The sequence below is a fragment of the Acinetobacter sp. ANC 4779 genome (assembly GCF_004331055.1).
Classification (GTDB): Bacteria; Pseudomonadota; Gammaproteobacteria; order Pseudomonadales; family Moraxellaceae; genus Acinetobacter.
The window spans coordinates 212,467-229,281 of sequence record NZ_SJNU01000004.1 but is presented as its reverse complement, the minus strand read 5'-3'; the positions used below and the strand labels follow the sequence as shown (position 1 = coordinate 229,281).

The 16,815-nt window shown below is 39.2% G+C and carries 15 protein-coding genes and 1 pseudogene; 6 read left to right on the top strand and 10 right to left on the bottom strand.

Annotated elements, in window-relative coordinates; genetic code table 11:
* Positions 1-399: FAD-binding protein (locus tag E0H80_RS07165; protein ID WP_213073399.1), on the top strand; the 399-nt coding region annotated here is incomplete at its 5' end.
* Positions 400-963: 564 nt separating this feature from the next.
* Positions 964-3,972, top strand: coding sequence for a DNA gyrase subunit A (gene gyrA / locus E0H80_RS07160; RefSeq protein WP_131364460.1), 3,009 nt, complete (start codon positions 964-966; stop codon positions 3,970-3,972).
* Positions 3,973-4,028: 56 nt separating this feature from the next.
* Here the strand turns inward: gyrA and E0H80_RS07155 are convergent, their stop codons facing one another.
* The 7 genes and pseudogenes from E0H80_RS07155 to E0H80_RS07130 form a co-directional block, all read right to left on the bottom strand.
* The gene (locus E0H80_RS07155; RefSeq protein ID WP_131364458.1) at positions 4,029-5,195 is read right to left on the bottom strand and encodes a type I restriction endonuclease; all 1,167 of its coding nucleotides are present in this window, start codon (positions 5,193-5,195) and stop codon (positions 4,029-4,031) included.
* A gap of 247 nt (positions 5,196-5,442) precedes the next feature.
* Positions 5,443-5,535 (bottom strand): cation:dicarboxylate symporter family transporter, encoded by a 93-nt coding sequence (locus E0H80_RS17125; protein ID WP_416224579.1) that lies wholly within the window; start codon positions 5,533-5,535, stop codon positions 5,443-5,445.
* Between the two features lie 74 nt (positions 5,536-5,609).
* Positions 5,610-6,056 (bottom strand): annotated as a pseudogene (locus tag E0H80_RS07150) (cation:dicarboxylate symporter family transporter); the annotation flags it as partial.
* Between the two features lie 295 nt (positions 6,057-6,351).
* Positions 6,352-7,449: an ABC transporter permease gene (locus tag E0H80_RS07145; protein ID WP_131364479.1), complete on the bottom strand. Its 1,098-nt coding sequence runs from the start codon at positions 7,447-7,449 to the stop codon at positions 6,352-6,354.
* Between the two features lie 8 nt (positions 7,450-7,457).
* Positions 7,458-8,588, bottom strand: coding sequence for an ABC transporter permease (locus tag E0H80_RS07140; RefSeq protein ID WP_131364456.1), 1,131 nt, complete (start codon positions 8,586-8,588; stop codon positions 7,458-7,460).
* Positions 8,588-9,700, bottom strand: coding sequence for an HlyD family secretion protein (locus E0H80_RS07135; RefSeq protein ID WP_323052966.1), 1,113 nt, complete (start codon positions 9,698-9,700; stop codon positions 8,588-8,590). Before E0H80_RS07135 ends, E0H80_RS07140 begins: the two co-directional genes overlap by 1 nt.
* 87 nt (positions 9,701-9,787) lie before the next feature.
* Positions 9,788-11,290 (bottom strand): TolC family protein, encoded by a 1,503-nt coding sequence (locus tag E0H80_RS07130; protein WP_131364451.1) that lies wholly within the window; start codon positions 11,288-11,290, stop codon positions 9,788-9,790.
* 126 nt (positions 11,291-11,416) lie between these two features.
* Here E0H80_RS07130 and E0H80_RS16990 point away from each other — a divergent pair, with 126 nt between their 5' ends.
* Positions 11,417-11,551, top strand: coding sequence for a hypothetical protein (locus E0H80_RS16990; RefSeq protein WP_265937222.1), 135 nt, complete (start codon positions 11,417-11,419; stop codon positions 11,549-11,551).
* Positions 11,552-11,896: 345 nt separating this feature from the next.
* The gene (gene serC / locus E0H80_RS07125; protein ID WP_131364449.1) at positions 11,897-12,976 is read left to right on the top strand and encodes a 3-phosphoserine/phosphohydroxythreonine transaminase; all 1,080 of its coding nucleotides are present in this window, start codon (positions 11,897-11,899) and stop codon (positions 12,974-12,976) included.
* 99 nt (positions 12,977-13,075) lie between these two features.
* Here serC and E0H80_RS16600 read toward each other — a convergent pair whose 3' ends face one another.
* On the bottom strand, positions 13,076-13,216 hold the full coding sequence (locus E0H80_RS16600) for a hypothetical protein (RefSeq protein WP_165494286.1): 141 nt from the start codon (positions 13,214-13,216) through the stop codon (positions 13,076-13,078).
* Positions 13,217-13,613: 397 nt separating this feature from the next.
* Positions 13,614-14,546 carry a hypothetical protein gene (locus E0H80_RS07120; RefSeq protein WP_131364446.1) on the bottom strand — a complete coding sequence of 311 codons (933 nt, stop codon included), beginning with the start codon at positions 14,544-14,546 and terminating at the stop codon, positions 13,614-13,616.
* A gap of 278 nt (positions 14,547-14,824) precedes the next feature.
* On the opposite strand from E0H80_RS07120, the gene E0H80_RS07115 reads away from it, so the two are divergent.
* Both E0H80_RS07115 and E0H80_RS07110 read left to right on the top strand, forming a co-directional pair.
* Positions 14,825-15,295: a YaiI/YqxD family protein gene (locus tag E0H80_RS07115; RefSeq protein ID WP_067863637.1), complete on the top strand. Its 471-nt coding sequence runs from the start codon at positions 14,825-14,827 to the stop codon at positions 15,293-15,295.
* A 12-nt stretch (positions 15,296-15,307) separates the two neighbouring features.
* Entirely contained in the window at positions 15,308-16,219 is a 912-nt protein-coding gene (locus E0H80_RS07110; RefSeq protein WP_131364444.1) for a DMT family transporter, read from the top strand.
* A 4-nt stretch (positions 16,220-16,223) separates the two neighbouring features.
* Here E0H80_RS07110 and E0H80_RS07105 read toward each other — a convergent pair whose 3' ends face one another.
* Positions 16,224-16,793, bottom strand: a complete 570-nt coding sequence (locus E0H80_RS07105) for a PilZ domain-containing protein (RefSeq protein WP_131364441.1) — start codon at positions 16,791-16,793, stop codon at positions 16,224-16,226.
* Positions 16,794-16,815: the final 22 nt, after the last annotated feature.

The window sequence follows — 16,815 nt, the reverse complement described above, 5'->3', positions numbered from 1 at the left end:
ATTTCTGAAGAGATTGTTAAATCTGAACGTCCAGAATTAACCGCTGCACGTATTGTCGTGTCGGGTGGTCGTGGTGTAGGTTCAGGTGAAAACTACCATAAAATCCTTGATCCATTGGCGGACAAGCTGGGTGCGGCTCAAGGTGCTTCACGCGCTGCGGTGGACGCAGGTTTCGTACCTAACGACATGCAAGTGGGTCAAACAGGTAAAATCGTTGCACCTGACCTGTACATCGCTGTCGGTATTTCCGGTGCGATTCAGCATTTGGCAGGGATGAAAGACTCTAAAGTGATCGTTGCGATCAACAAAGATGAAGAAGCGCCAATCAATGCAGTAGCTGACTACTGGTTAGTCGGTGACTTGAATACTGTTATTCCAGAATTGGTTGCTAAAATCTAATTCTTGGCCTCAGGCTTCAAAAAACGCTTCTAGTTTCTAGGAGCGTTTTTTATTGTCAAAATTTTTCAAACCACTTCTGACAGATTTACGCAATGCAAGAGTGCATTAACTCATGAGTTATGAGACTCATGACTCATGACTCATGTAAACGTAAAGCAAGATTTATGGCTTTTAAGAGTGATAAATTGCATCATTTCAATGTGCTTTGGAGAGTATTTGAAAAGATGACCCGTCATTAATTTTTCATGCTGATGAATGAACAAAAAGAGCAGCTCAATGGAGCAAGATTATGAGCTGTCGGGTGATTTAAATTTAAATAAAGTCGGTGAAAAAATGAATTAATTCACATAAAATTCCGACAATTAAAACAGATTAAAAAATAAACGATAAATTGTAGAAAATTAACAAGATTAAGATGCTTGATAGGAGACAAAAACAAGAGAATTTATGCTATAATTTACGGCTGTATTTAGACTTTAACTCAGCTTATTTTGGGTTAATTTTTTGCTAGATTGATTATATAAAACGAGCAGTTCCAAATACTGTTAGTAATAAGGAGTATGCATGAGCCTATCGGAAATCCGACCGATTGCCATTGAGGATGAACTCAAAAGCTCATATCTCGACTATGCCATGAGTGTTATTGTTTCTCGTGCATTACCAGACGTGAGAGATGGCTTAAAACCGGTGCATCGTCGTGTGCTTTTCGCTATGCACGAGTTAGGCAATGACTACAACAAAGCTTATAAAAAGTCTGCCCGTGTGGTGGGTGACGTAATCGGTAAATATCACCCGCATGGTGACTCAGCTGTTTACGAAACCATTGTCCGTATGGCACAAGAATTTAGCTTGCGTTATCAATTGGTCGATGGTCAGGGTAACTTTGGTTCTGTCGATGGCGATAGCGCTGCGGCAATGCGTTATACCGAAGTTCGTATGCGTAAGTTAACCCATGAACTTTTGGCTGATCTGGAAAAAGATACCGTCGAATGGGAAGACAACTACGACGGCTCTGAGCGTATTCCTCAAGTCATGCCAACACGTGTTCCTAACTTACTGATTAACGGTGTAACCGGTATCGCAGTCGGTATGGCGACCAATATGGCGCCACACAACATGACTGAAGTTGTGAATGCCTGCCTAGCTTATGCCAATGATCCGAATATCAGCATCGAAGGTTTGATGCAGCATATTTCTGGTCCCGATTTCCCTACAGGCGGTATTATTTACGGCAAATCGGGGATTGTGGATGCTTACCGTACCGGTAAAGGCCGTTTGCATATTCGTGGTAAATATCACTTCGAAGAAGATCCGAAGAATGGCCGGATTACGATTGTTTTCACAGAAATTCCGTATCAAGTTAACAAAGCGAGAACCATTGAGCGTATTGCTGAGTTAGTCAAAGAGAAAAAACTTGAAGGAATCTCGGAACTTCGGGACGAGTCTGATAAAGACGGGATGCGTATTGCAATTGACTTGAAGCGTGGCGAAAATGCTGAAGTGATTGTCAATAACCTGTTCCAAAACACTCAGCTTGAAAACTCTTTCAGCATCAACATGGTTTGTCTGGACAACGGTCAGCCGAAGTTGATGAATTTAAAAGATATCATTGCTGCGTTTATCCGTCACCGTCAAGAAGTCGTGACACGTCGTACCATGTACGAGTTACGTAAAGCGCGTGAACGTGGGCATATCTTAGAAGGTTTGACAGTTGCTCTGGCAAATATTGATAGCATCATTGAAACCATTAAGACTTCTGCAAATCCAGGCGAAGCGCGTGAGCGTTTACATGCCGGTGAGTGGTCTGCGGGTGGCGTTGTTGCATTGCTTGAAAAAGCAGGTTCAGTTTCTGTACGTCCTGAAATTATTGAAGGCGAAGACCTGTCTAAACCATATGGTTTTGATGGGGGTATTTACCGTCTTTCACCAACCCAAGTCAGTGCGATTCTAGAATTACGTTTACACCGTTTAACTGGTCTTGAACAAGACAAGTTACATGCTGAATATTCTGACATTTTATCTCAAATTGCTGAATATACTGCAATTTTGAATGACTTTAATTTGTTGATGAACGTCATTCGTGAAGAGTTGGCGCTTATTATTCACCAATATGGTGATGGACGTAAAACATCTATTGTTGAATCACGTATCGATTTCTCTCGTGAAGATTTAATTCCTGAAGAGCAAATGGTACTGACTGTTTCTAAAACAGGTTATGCGAAAACTCAACCATTGTCTGACTATGCCGCACAGCGTCGTGGTGGTCGTGGTAAGTCTGCAACCTCGATGAAAACTGATGATTACATTCAGCATCTGATTGTGACATCGAACCATGCGACAGTTCTATGCTTTACCAATGTCGGTAAAGTCTATCGTCTGAAAGTATACGAAGTGCCACAAGCGTCTCGTGGTGCAAAAGGTCGCCCAATGGTGAACTTGTTGCCGCTGGATGCCAATGAAACAATTACAGCGATTCTTCCTGTGATTGATGCACCGAAGAAATTTAAAGACCGTCTGGCCGATTTCCAGGCATTTGTAAAAGCCAATGCTGCAAAACTGCAAGAAAATGAAATCATCAATTCGCATTTTGCTGAACTTGAAGCGGCTTTAGCCGAGCTTGAAGATGGTGCAGATGACTTGTCTGATGCATTACGTATTCAATTGAAACAACTGGGTCTTGAGCTTTCTACGACAGATCTGGACGATGAAATCATTGCTGATTTTGCACAGCAAGCTGAAGCGGTTCGTAAAAACTTCTATGTGTTTATGGCGACCGAGTACGGTACGATTAAACGTGTAGAGCTTGAACAGTTCAGTAATGTTCGTTCAAATGGTTTACGTGCGATTGAGTTAAATGGCGATGATACCTTGATTGGTGTTGCGATTACCGATGGCGAACAGCAAATCATGTTGTTCTCAAATGAAGGTAAAGCAATTCGCTTTGCAGAAACTGATGTGCGTTCAATGGGCCGTTCTGCCAAAGGTGTACGCGGTATGCGCGTGACCATCGGTGCCGCAGCGCAGCTTGAAGAGGCGGAAACTGATGTAGATGCAGATGATGAAGATACTTCAGATTCGGTATTAATCAGCCGTATCGTGTCACTGGTGGTTGTACCGGAAACTGGCGAAGTGCTTTGTGCATGTGCCAACGGTTACGGTAAACGTACCCCGGTGGGCGAATTCCCAACCAAGAAGCGTGGCGGTAAAGGTGTGATTGCAATTAAAACATCTGAACGTAATGGTGAATTGGTCGGTGCGGTATCGATTGATGAAAGCAAAGAGCTGATGTTGATTTCTGATGGTGGTACGATGGTTCGTACCCGTGCTTCAGAAGTTGCTACCACAGGTCGTAATGCCCAAGGTGTTCGTCTCATCCGTTTGGGTAATGAAGAAGTCTTGGTCGGTGTTGTTTCTGTTGAAGCCGTTGAAGAAGATGAATTTATTGAAGCAGTTGAAGGCGAAGAAGTCATTGCCGCTGAAGCTTTGATTGATTCTGAAGTTTTGGTTGATGATGAAACGATTGCGGATGAAGCTGAAAGTGAATCAGATCTAAGAGATTCTGACGAAGAATAAGCTTTTTGCAGTAATAAAAAAGGACGCTTAAGCGTCCTTTTTTATGGTTATTAAAATCAAGAAACAGCATTTCTTTTAAAATTATCATCGTTACTACAATAATCTAAACAATCTTTGAGGATGCCTACAGCTCGATAAATATGTTCTGGTTTATCTAAATAAACTTGTCCATTATTTAATACTTCTAATCCTGCACGTAACAATTCTAATTTTCGCTGATCATCAATATTTATATTAAATTGAATCGTTGGACGTTTACGATTTACATCGTATCTAAATAACCAACGATTGTTTTTGTTTTGGTATAAGACAGAGTAATAGCTTTCTGTATCTCTAGTTGCTAAATCTGATTCATGAAAAAGTTCACTCACTATACGAAATAGTTCTTGCTCATCCTTTGTCGTAATAATCTTGTCGTTGTCAGAACTAACAATATCTTTAAACCCTTTATCATTGGGTTGTTCAGCATTTTGTTCTAGTTTTGGTTCAATTGTTTGAGCGGTAATAATCGTTGGAGATGATAAGCCCTTTACGACCGTATCACTAATGGCTTGCTCTACAGCTTGCTTTACAAAAGGTTGGATTGTCTCTAAAAATTTAGTATTTAATTGACGTTGAATATTGGCTTGCTGTGCAACATAGCGAACAAAATCGATATCCACTTCATTAATACTTTTCTTTATCACTGTTTTAAATTGTTGGATATATTGATTTTCTTCAGCAAAAAAACGTAATTTTTCGACATGAAAATTATCATGTTTAAATTCTGCCAATTGCACAAGTTCTTCAGCTTTATGTTTCATGAAATCAACGGTAAGAAATGGTTTTTCATCCATAACATTGGTATTGATTAAATCAGTGAAGAAACGCCATTCTTTACCATTGGTAATTGCTCCGATGGTAACGCCAAGACTACTGTTGAAATAACGTGATAATTGCGGGGCATGGTTGGTTAGATTTGCCGCATAGGGTTTGGCTTCAATGAACATAACAGGCTGTCCATTACAATATAAAGCATAATCAACTCTTTCAGTGGATTTGATGCCTGGAAAATCAGCAGCAAATTCTGCTAATACTTTTGTTGGGTCGTAAGGGTTAAAGCCAAGAATGTCTAGGAGCGGTAAAATTAATGCTTGTTTTGTTGTTTCCTCAGTAGAGCAGTGTTCCCCAACACGTTTAACATGGTCTATATGGCTTTGAAGCTTATTTATAAAATTTTCCATATATATCCTTTTATGAATTGTTGTTGATTATGATTTAACCAGTATTCACTTTTTTACTTTATTTTTCAATTATTAAAATCAAAGAAAAGATTATATAAAAATTAGGTTTATTTTAAGTCTCAGTAAAAATTTACTAAGTTTAGAGCATAAAAAAGAAAGCCTCGGCTTCCTTATTTGATTTTATAAATTATGCAGCCTGTTTCATTTCAATTCGATAATCTTTTTGCTTTTTAGCATCGAATTGACCTTACCATTTACTGATCACAAGAACAGCCAACGAGTTACCAATCACATTCAACACAGTACGTGCCATATCTAAAATACGGTCAATACCTGCAATAAATGCACACCTTTAAGTGGAACACCCACACATACCTAATCTCGCCAACAGCAGTACGAAAGACACGCTTGGAACACCTGTGCCCATGTCAGTGATCCAAAACTATTGGAAGGGATGAGAGACAAAATGGTATTCACCAGACCATGAGCATGGCTACTCACTGCTTGTGTGGTTTGCTGATATTGAGAAATGTCAGTTTGTTTCAAACTCGACATATCAATACCGGCACCCGGCTTAAACACATTTGCTGCAACGAGACCGACGATAATCGCAACTGTGGCAATAATCTCAAAATAGACAATCGTTTTGAAATCAAGTTTACTGACATTTTGACCGTGACTTGCATTGGCAATACCTAAAATCAGCATTGAAACTACAAGGGGAATCACAATCATCTTAATCAAATTAATAAAGATTTCGCCCTAATGACTCAGCAGATTGTTAAGTAGAGTTTCACGATATTCGGGAGAATAGTGTAGAAAAGAGCCTACAAGCACACCTAAAATGAGCGCAATAATGATTTACCAAGCAAGACGAATCTTCTTTATGCTAAGCCCTTAAAATTAAATATTTAAAGAAAAAATGCTGTAATAACACGGTCGACATCATAAAAAGATGTTAATAAGGGCATGGAAATGAATAAAAAATATATTCACAGAGTATGGACAAAAATCTATTTTGCGTCGATTAAGATAAGCAATCTTACTTTTTATTCATACTGGGTTTAATCGGTTAATAAGATTACAGTTTGAGTTGAAAATTTAATTAAATTATAAATTTTTATTTAATAATCTTATCAGGCAGTCTATTAAAAGATTATTTCTTATTTGGCTGATTTAAACGGAAATATCCCCAGGTCAATAACACAGCCGCAACGGTCGCCAGATAAATCATTTTTGGAATGACGATATTTAAAGGTACACCCATTTGGTTCAACTGAATAAACATTTGAATACCTTGGGTCGAAGGTAAAATATTTCCTAACCATTGCATCCACTGAGGCATGGCAGAGTGTGGCCAGGCCGCCCCTGATAGTAAAAATAGTGGAATGGAAGTAAAGACAATCACATGTCCTGCACGTTCAGGCATATCGAAAAAGGAAGCAATGACCAGGGTTAGACCAATCACGCAACTGATAAAAATTGGTACGCCAATCAGCATGCCGAAGAAATTTCCACCATGGGGATAATCATAAAGCCAAAAAGTAAAACCAAATAAATAGAAACAGCCCAAGCAGCCAATGGTTAAAATGGCGCTAAAGATTGCAAAAAATTCAGTCTTGTTCGGTCGCCAGTTTTGCAGTCGGTAACCCGCAATCAGCATACTTAAACCCAAAACAATGGTCTGATGAATAATTAAGGGGGCAATAGCAGGAAAAATATAACTACCATAACCAGACATAGTGTTGAATAACGGAATTTGATGAATGGAAAGGGCAGGTGCGAAATGCGAAATATCACCAAATTTCTGTGCTTGTTCAGCAATTGCATGTTCAATAGAAGTCGCTAAACCCAAACCAATCTGTTTGGTTCTTAAAAAATAGGCTGCACTTAGATATAAGCCAACGCCTCCGACTTCGCCGCGACGAATACTGTTGGATAAATTATCCGGCAATAGCAAAATACCATCTGCTTGCTGGGTTTTCACCATCATTTCCGCTTCAGCAAAATTGCCTGTGACTGCCTTGATTTTCACGTTTGGACTTTTTGCCACTTCACCAATAATGGTCGAAGTGATCATGCTCTGTTCTTCATCTACAATGACAATTGGCAACGACTCGGCATGTTCAGCTTTATAGGCGGTGGGGTAGAAGAAGCTATATAAAAATACCGATAAAACCAGAGTGGTAAAAATTGAACTGTTACGCGCAATATCTTTAAAGGTTTTGAAATAAAAGTATAGGAAGTCTTTGATGCTATTTTTCATGCTTTAACTCCCTTTAAGTTTTTACTGAGGAAGAAATAGGCAGTAGCAAAATAGAACAGACAATAGATAGCCAATACCGCAAGCGGTAATAAAGAAATGGATACAGGACTGCCAATCACCCATTGTTCCGTTTGTAATTTTGCATAAGGGGTGTAGGGAATAATATTGGCCCAGAATTGGGTAAACAGGGGCGCATTATTTAAAGGTAAAGTGACTCCGGCAAAACTTAGGGAAGAGCCACCATATACTGCAATGAAACCGAAAGATTTGCCTAAGTCACGCGTGGCTAAAACTACTGTGCTACTTATAAATGCATAAGCACTATAAAAGAGAAACTGTCCGAGTAGTATCATCCACAAATGGCCTGCAACGAACCAGCTACGGATTTCAATCAGCCAGAACATCCATGCCCAAGTCCATGCGGTAAAAATCAGGACATAGGTTAAATTCTTGGATAACAATGCCTTAAAAATATGGGACTGGTTAAGCCATTGTCTTGTGGTATTAAATTTTAGTTCTTGTCCAACTGCAAAAGCCACACAGCAACACAGCAATAAATGCAAAACCGCAGGAATCATAAACGGTTCTAAATAGAACTCGTAACTTAACCCCGGATTATATAAAGGGGATATTTTGACATTGGGTGTGGGGGCAGCCAGATAAGGAATTTTATTTTCCAGATAATTGTGCCCGCTAAAATCGGTAATTGCCTGTACGGTACTAAGCAGCATCGCAGAAGAAATTGAATTTCCGACACTAAAATAGCTTTGATTGAAGGCAATATTGATTTCGGCATCTTTGGCTTGAACCAGTCGCTGTTCAGCCCCAGCCGGAATAGAAATATAACCCCAAATTTTAGTTTGATTGAGTAGCTTTTCGACATCATCGGGGCTTTGCGAAATAACTGCAACTTCTAAAGCGGTATTATGACTGACATATTTTTCAATATTCCGGCTGAGTTCACTTTGGTCTTGATCGATGATGGCAATGGGTAAATGTTCAGGCTTTCCTTGAGAAAACATACTGCTAAACAACACGATTATACATAAAGGGGCCAGTGTGACTAAGCACAAGTCCCACCTACTGGACAGTAAATAGCGTAGTTCACGCAGCATGCCAGACCACATTATTTTGACTCTTTAATTTTAAAAAGCACACTCATGCCCACTTTTAAATCTGCAATTGGTTTTATCGGTGCTAAATGAACTTTAAAGCTGCGAATGTCATAACCACCGGTTTGGCGCGTGGTTTTAATGGTGGCAAATTCACCTTCAGCATCAATATTTTTAATTTTAAAAGTGGCAGTTTGATTTAAGGCCGGAATAAAACCGTCTATGGTTTTACTTTGATAAATTTGCGCATAGAGATCTTCACGCACATTCACGCTGATCCATAAATCATCATCCTGAATAATGCTGACCACGGGGACACCCATCGCCACCAGTTCAGAGGCTTTGCCGTAGGTTTTAGACACGGTGCCATTAATTGATGAAAGCAATAGGGTTTCAGCTTCCAAGGCATTGGCCTCGCTAACTGCCGCTTTGGCAATATCGACTTGGGCATTGGCTGAGGATTTTTGTTCAGGTGTGCTGCCACGTTTTGCACGTGCATATTGTTGATATGCGGCTTCAGTCATTTGACTGGCTGAGACTGCTGCGGCCTGCATTTCATCCCGACGCTGCCGGGAAATCACACCTTGCTGAAACAAAGTTGCTCCACGTTGATATGTGGTTTGTGCCAACGCCTGTTGTGCTTTCAGGCTTTGCCAGTTGGCATACAACGTGTCAATATTTTCCTGTTGTGAGCCACGTTCGGCTGTTGATTGCAGCGCTAAAGCAGATTGCAAAGCAGCCAGAGCCTGCTGTTTTTTTGCTTCAATTTCAGGGCTGAATAAACGCACCAGTTGCTGGCCTTTTTTAACTTTATCGCCATCATGTACATAAACTTCTTCAATACGGCTCGGCACTTTGGTACTGACATGAATGGTTTCCGCTTCAACCCGGCCTTGCAGTTCAACTTGTCGCGGTTGATAGCTTTTCCATAAACCGAAAGCAATTAAGCCTAAGAGTAGAATTAAAATAATGATGCCGACAACTTTAATAGCCGCTGACTTTTTTGTGTTTGGCTCAGCATTTTCACTGGTCGGAGCTTGTTCCGAATAACTAAAAAACTCCTGATCTATAGAGCTTTGCTGTTCAGCGCTTTTTTGCGAATCTATCTTGCTGCTTTGAGCTGACATATCTGTAGAGCTTCCGTCCGAGGAAGTGTTTTCTACATCTTGATCAGGCTTGTTTTGATCTTGATTCATATTTTTCCCCAGCAAAAATTAACGCATATAGTAAGTTTGAGCTTGATTGACATAGCTTTGGAATTGATTAATTGAGCCATGATTTTGTAATAAAGTTGCCAGTGACATCACATACTTATAAGCATTCAGTGCCATTTCATTTTTTAAAGCGCTCAAAGTATTTTGTGCATCAATGACTTGGGTAGCCGTGCCCATATCTTCTTTAAAAGACAGGGTTTGAATACGCAGGTTTTCTTGAGCAGCTTTCATATTTTGCTGTAGCAACGGGTGACTTTGCTGTGCAGTGGTCACTTCGCTATACGATTTATAAATGATATTTTCAATTTCCTGCTTGCTGCGTTCAGTCATCAGTTCAGAAGCATAGCGTTGTAATTCGGCAGCCTGAATATTTTTATTTTTATCGACCCCTGAAAACAGGTTGTAACGTGCCACTATACCGACAATCCAGTTTTGTTTTTCATCCAGACTGTATTCCCCAAATGCAAAAAGATTGGGCTTTTTCGCGGCACTTTGTGCTTTGACGTTAGCATTGGCCAGTTGGGTATCCAGTTGCATTTTACGAATGAGGGAGGATTGATCCTGATAAGTTTTCAGCAAGGTATTTAAAGACTGGCTTTGCGCAGAATTTATAAAGAGAGGGGTGCTCAGCTCGGTAATTTGGCTGCTTTGCAACAAATTATTCAGTTGAAAAAGACTCGATCTGAGACTGGCTTCCGTATTTTGATAGCTGCGTTCAGCATTGTTTTTTGCCACTTCAAACTGCATGCGTTGCCCTTTGCTAATAAAACCTTGCTTTTCCAGTTTCAGCGCATTGTTATAGTGGGTTTGCATGGCATTAAAATTCAAAAGGCTTGAATCGAGTAATTGTTTTTGCAGTTGTGCATTGAAGTAAGCCTGAATCAGTTCAAAGCGCTGGATGTCTTGTTGTTGCTGAGTATTAAGCTGGCTGCGCTGTGCTTTAATACTGGCCACTTCTTTAGCGCTGGAAGTCAGTCCTCCGGTATAAAGTGGCATCAATACTGAAACTGTGGGGCGGATCACCTGATCATCTAGGCTAACAGTCGACTCATCTGGAAGTAATCCCACGCCCTCATGAATAATTTGATTCACACCATTTTTAAGCGGGTCTGCTAGATTACCAATATTGGGGTTAGAGTTTTGCCATTGATCAATTTGGCTATTTAACCCATTCGACAGGGTTTGTTCCAAATTGTTTTTAAATGAATCGAGCGGAATATCCACTTCATTATGAAATGCATAAGCCCGTATATTTAAATCGACCCGTGGCAGCCCTAAACCTTTTAATGCTTCTGCTTCAAGTTTTGAAGCCTGTTGTAAGGCGAGATTGGCTTGAGTGCTATATGAATCCGTTAAAACCGATTGTTCAGCTTGTGCATAACTAATACTTTGTGCCCATAATGTTGTTGTATAAAAAGTCGAACTCGACAATAAAATAATTTTAATCAATGTTCTGATGCTCTGGTCTATATTTTTTTGTGCCCATGTCAAATTCATTAACATCGATTCGGCTCTCAACATTGTTGTAATAAATTATACATCGCTTGAAAATAAGATGTCTTTATCGTTAGTCTCTATATTATTTAATATGCATTTGTATATTAAGCACTATTTATAATTTAGACCAGAATGATCTTACTCAATAATGCCATAGAAGTTCTGACTCGCTATACCAACAAACTGGGGCGTATCATGCCTTGGCATCGTCCATTTCAATTTTTATATGCTGTAGCGATACGAAACTGGCTGGAGATGCATAAATAATGCAGTCATAAACGATTCAAGACAATAAAAAATGCACTAGGAAAGAAGAATAATGGATCTATCATGGCTGCACAGGATCGAGTTTGCTCTTTATCTGTTTTTGGCTGTTTTTATTCACTCCCATATTATGATTTCTGCTTTAAATATGCGTCCTGTCAGTTATTTAGTTATGGTTGAAGTGTTTATTGAGATTACTAAACTGAAAAGAATCACAGTTCTTTATTGAACTTTTGACTTTAAATATCCGATAGCACTGAAATATTTTCAGGATAATTTACTGCAAGCACAGGCTATCTGTGGTTAAATGCCGTTATTTTATTGTGTTTCACTTTGAAAGGAAAAATCATGCGCGCGTACAATTTCTGTGCTGGTCCTGCTGCATTACCGACTGCCGTTTTAGAAAAAGCCCAAGCTGAAATGCTCGATTGGCATGGCAAAGGTCTTTCGATCATGGAAATGAGTCATCGTAGTAATGACTATGTGGCTGTGGCAGAAAAAGCAGAAGCAGATTTACGCAAATTGATGAACATCCCAGAGAACTATAAAGTATTGTTCTTACAAGGGGGTGCTTCACTTCAATTCTCTGCAATTCCTTTAAACCTGTTAGGCAAAAATAATAAAGCAGATTATATCCATACCGGAATTTGGTCTGAAAAAGCATTAAAAGAAGCACAACGCTATGGCGATATCAATGTCGTGGAAGCGGGCACAACTATTAATGGTAAATTAGCAATTACCGATCAAAGCCAGTGGCACTTATCTGCCGATGCGGCTTATGTGCATTATGCAGATAACGAAACTATTGGCGGTCTTCAATTTGCAGGCATTCCTGAAGTAAATGTACCGTTGGTAACTGATTTATCTTCAAGCATTCTTTCTGCTCCAATTGATGTGTCCAAGTTTGGTTTAATTTATGCAGGCGCGCAAAAGAATATTGGTCCTGCTGGCTTAACTTTAGTGATTATTCGTGATGATCTACTTGATCAGGCGAAAGCTGAAACCCCCAGTATCTTGAAATATTCTGCACAAGCCAAGAATGATTCTATGGTGAATACACCATCAACTTATGCTTGGTATTTGTCTGGTTTGGTATTTGAATGGTTACTTGAAAAGGGTGGTGTTGAAGCTATTCATAAAGTAAACCTTGAAAAAGCTAAATTGCTTTATGGTTATATCGACGCAAGTGATTTCTACGCCAATCCAATTGCGGAACAAAACCGTTCTATCATGAATGTGCCATTTACTTTGGCAAATGCAGATTTGGATAAATTATTCTTAAAAGAAGCGGAACAAAATCATCTTCTTAATTTAGCAGGTCACCGTTCAGTTGGCGGTATGCGTGCAAGTATTTATAACGCCGTACCTTTAGAGGGTGTACAAGCCTTAGTGAACTTTATGGATGACTTTGCGAAACGCAATGCTTAAGCCTTAAAGCTAAAAAAGCCCATCACATGATGGGCTTTTTATTGATTAAAAATAATTTTGTTTAAACCAGCCTGTTGAAAATCAGGTATTAAAATAAGCTTAAAGAATAAAGTGATGCAACATATAGGCAGACATAAACATGCCCAACATAAAAAATAGACATGAGGTAGAGTCTAACTGGAAACGTTTTTCAAGTTGATGTTCAACTTGTTGTATATTTTCTTCTTGCACGATTTTCATGGAAAGCTCTATTCCGATTTATTTATCGTTAATTCCTATTTGTAATTTGCATTTTTAGCATAAAAATTTGATTAAATAAAGTACTAAATAAAAATATGTAATTAAAATATTTATTTTATCGAAAGAAATATCTCATTTATTGCTCACTTCTTATCAATCAAGGTGAGCAGGAGATAAAAGCTTAAGAATTAATTACTAAAATATAATCTTAAGCATATTTTTAAAATAGAAAATTTTGAATTTAAAGTGTGGATAAATGCATTTTAAATTAAATTCAAAACTGTTAAATATAATAAGGGTCTGTGGATAAACATGAAAAATTATTTGAAAAGAGATAATAAAAAAGCAGCTCAATTGGAGAATTGATCAATCACCATATTGAGCTGCTATTTATAGATTACTGTTTTTTAGAATAAATATTCACTTGAATCCACAGGTTGCCGCGAATAAATTGACCAATCTGAAAGTCTTTATTGGCGGGATTCTTGGTGGCAATACGAATCAAGGTTGCTTCCTGATTTTCATCATGAATTAAAGCCACGTCATAAAGCGTGTAGTCCTGATCCATAAAGGACATTGAGGTTTTACCGACAATGTTGCCTTGGAACCAGGCTTCATCTTCTTGTCCCATATTTTCGCCATAAAGATAGGCCACCATTTTTGAAAAATCGACGGTAACCGGTTCTTTATCATCTTCAGATTTAGGCTGCCAAGCATCAATCTGCTCTTGTAAATTCGCTGGAGCAACGCCGTCATTGGCGGCTAAAATATCGTTTAAAGCACGGTGGTGTTTGATTGAGGCAGGATCATCGACCACCAATTGTTCATGGTCTGAAACGGCTTCCAGTTCATAAGCCCATGCATTTAACTGGGCAAGATAGCTTTGGCCTTTTTCATAGTGTTGATGATTAACGCTATACAGTGCATCAAAGGCATAAACGGTGGTATTTGCCCCCAAGTTTAGGCGTAAAACAGCCTGTGTATTGGATTTGCAGCTAATAATCCGTTCAATTTTGGCATCGACTTTATACGGACTTTCGAAACTTGGGAATGCAGTTTTCACAGCTTGAGGCTTGTTATTTTCAACCGCAATTATTTGATTGATTTGCACCGCTGCCTTTTTGGGTCCTTGAATGAGCCATGTTGTTTCATCCATGTCACATTCTTCGGCACATAAACCCATTGGCATAACCGGGGCATTCAGTGCCAAGCCAAGCCACTTTGGTACGTCTGTTGTGGGATTGTCTGTGAGTAAATTCCAGTGTTCGACATGGCTGCCAAAGTTTTGATCTTCAATGGTGATAATTTCTGGTCTATTTTGATTTTTCATATTCACAATTGATGTTGGGTTATATTTGTATATTAAATCGAGGGTTATTTTGAAATTTCAAGTCATTTGACTAAATTTAACCATCAAATGATGAGAAATGGGCTAAATCATCAGTCAAGCAAAGCACGGGGAATAGAAAAGAAGCTTAAAAATGAGTTTGTCTTATTCAAATTCACAGTGGTTAATTCACTAAATGGATTTATCTTTCATCTTGTCACACGAATTTGTTAAACAATTTGTTAAACTGGATTTTAATATTTTCTTGCTATGGATGCTTTGTGCTGCCATTTAAACTTTGGGTCGATGCCGATGCATTACCTAAAATTCTACGTGAAGTCATTATTCGTGCTTCAGACCGTTATCAGTTAGAAGTCACTTTTGTCGCCAATCAAAATGTAGGCATCACGCCTTCAGTTCGAATCAATTCCATTCAGGTGATGAGTGGGGCAGATGCGGCCGACAAAGAAATCATAGATCGCATGAAAGAGCACGATATTGTGATGACGCAAGATATTCCGCTTGCGGCGCTGGTGATTGAAAAGGGCGGTATTGCAATTCATCCACGCGGTGAGGTTTATACCACAGCAAATGTCAAAGCTCGTCTGCATTTGCGCGATTTTATGGATTCATTACGCGGAGCAGGGGTCAATACCGGTGGGCCACCGCCAATTTCAGAACGTGATAAACGTGAATTTTCCAGCTCACTCGATCAAACCATCCAAAAACAAAAACGTAAAACTGCCCAATAAGCCGAGCTTGATATGCCTTCTAAAGCCAATATTGTTTCAACCTATGCCTTATTGGTACTTATTTGGGCCACGACGCCCTTGGCGATTGTGTGGAGTGTTTCAGATTTAAATAATCTCTGGGCTTTAGCATTGCGGTTTTTGATTGCTTTACCCTTAGTATTCAGTTTGTTGCTATTACTTAAGGTAAAATTACCCACAGATAAAATTTCAGTCCACAGTTATATCGCCGGTGCCTGCAGTTTTATTGGATCGCAATTTTTTACCTATTTGGCAACCGCATATTTAAGTTCAGGCATTATTGCCTTAATGTTCGGTTTGGCTCCGATCATGGCAGGCTTAATTGGACATTTTGGCTTTCAAATTCATTTGAATCGTTTGCAATGGCTAGGCATGTTCATTGCAGTCGCGGGATTAGCGATTATTTGCTTGGGTGGCAGTGAGCATCATATCCAACCGATAGGGATCGGACTCATGTTGATCAGTGTATTCGTTTATTGCTCTTCAATTTACTGGGTCAAAAAAGTTAATGCACCGCTAGAACCTATGGCCCAAGCTACCGGTTCAATTTTGGTTTCTGCACTGTTTGCTCTGGGAATGTTGCCTTTTATCTGGCAGCATGCACCTACACATATTCCAGATACCAAGGCCTTGGTGGGGCTGTTTTATGCAGTCATCTTGGCCTCGGTAGTCGCCATGATCTGTTATTTTAAACTCATACAGAATATTAAGGCGACGACATTATCGCTGACGACGGTATTGACTCCAATGTTGGCACTGTTATTTGGTGCCTTACTAAATGATGAAAAATTATCAGTGATGATTTTTGTCGGTGCGTTTGTCTTAATCTTTGGTTTATTTATCTACTTTTACCGTGACATTAAGACGAGTCGAAACCTCGCCCACAAGATTAAATCTGGCGCTTAAGTTTTTAATCTTTAGTCTTGCTCACGGTAATACATTCGCTTAGTTTTACCCGATCTTGTGGGTGTAAGGTAATGAAATAGGCACCGGTACGGAATTTACCATTCTCTTCAGCTCGGCTATAAACCACTTGTGCCGTTGCTGCAATATGAAAGAAATTTTCCGGATGACTTAAGGTCACGTGAATATACGTTCCTTCCTGAATAGGATGCTCATTAAAGAAACTGAATCCGGTTTCTGAAAAATTGACATTTTCCGGGATAGGTAACATGGATTGTACAATTGCATCGTACAAAGAACCGGTAATAAGGTTTAATTTTTGATTGAATAAGGATAATATTCGAGCAATTTGTTGATCTCTTTCAGATAATTGTTCTAATTCGTAGTTTATTGCGTGATCAAATTGATCTAATTCTGCGAGTAGTAGAAAATAGCGCGGCAGCACAAAGTTAGGATCATAAGGGTCATTAAATGCGACATCATCAGAAATAATCTGATAATTAACTCGCAAGGCAGCATCTATACGCGACATAACGCGACGTTCTATGTTGCCGCTTTGATGCTGTGAATTTTCCATAATTATTCCTCGGACTAAATGG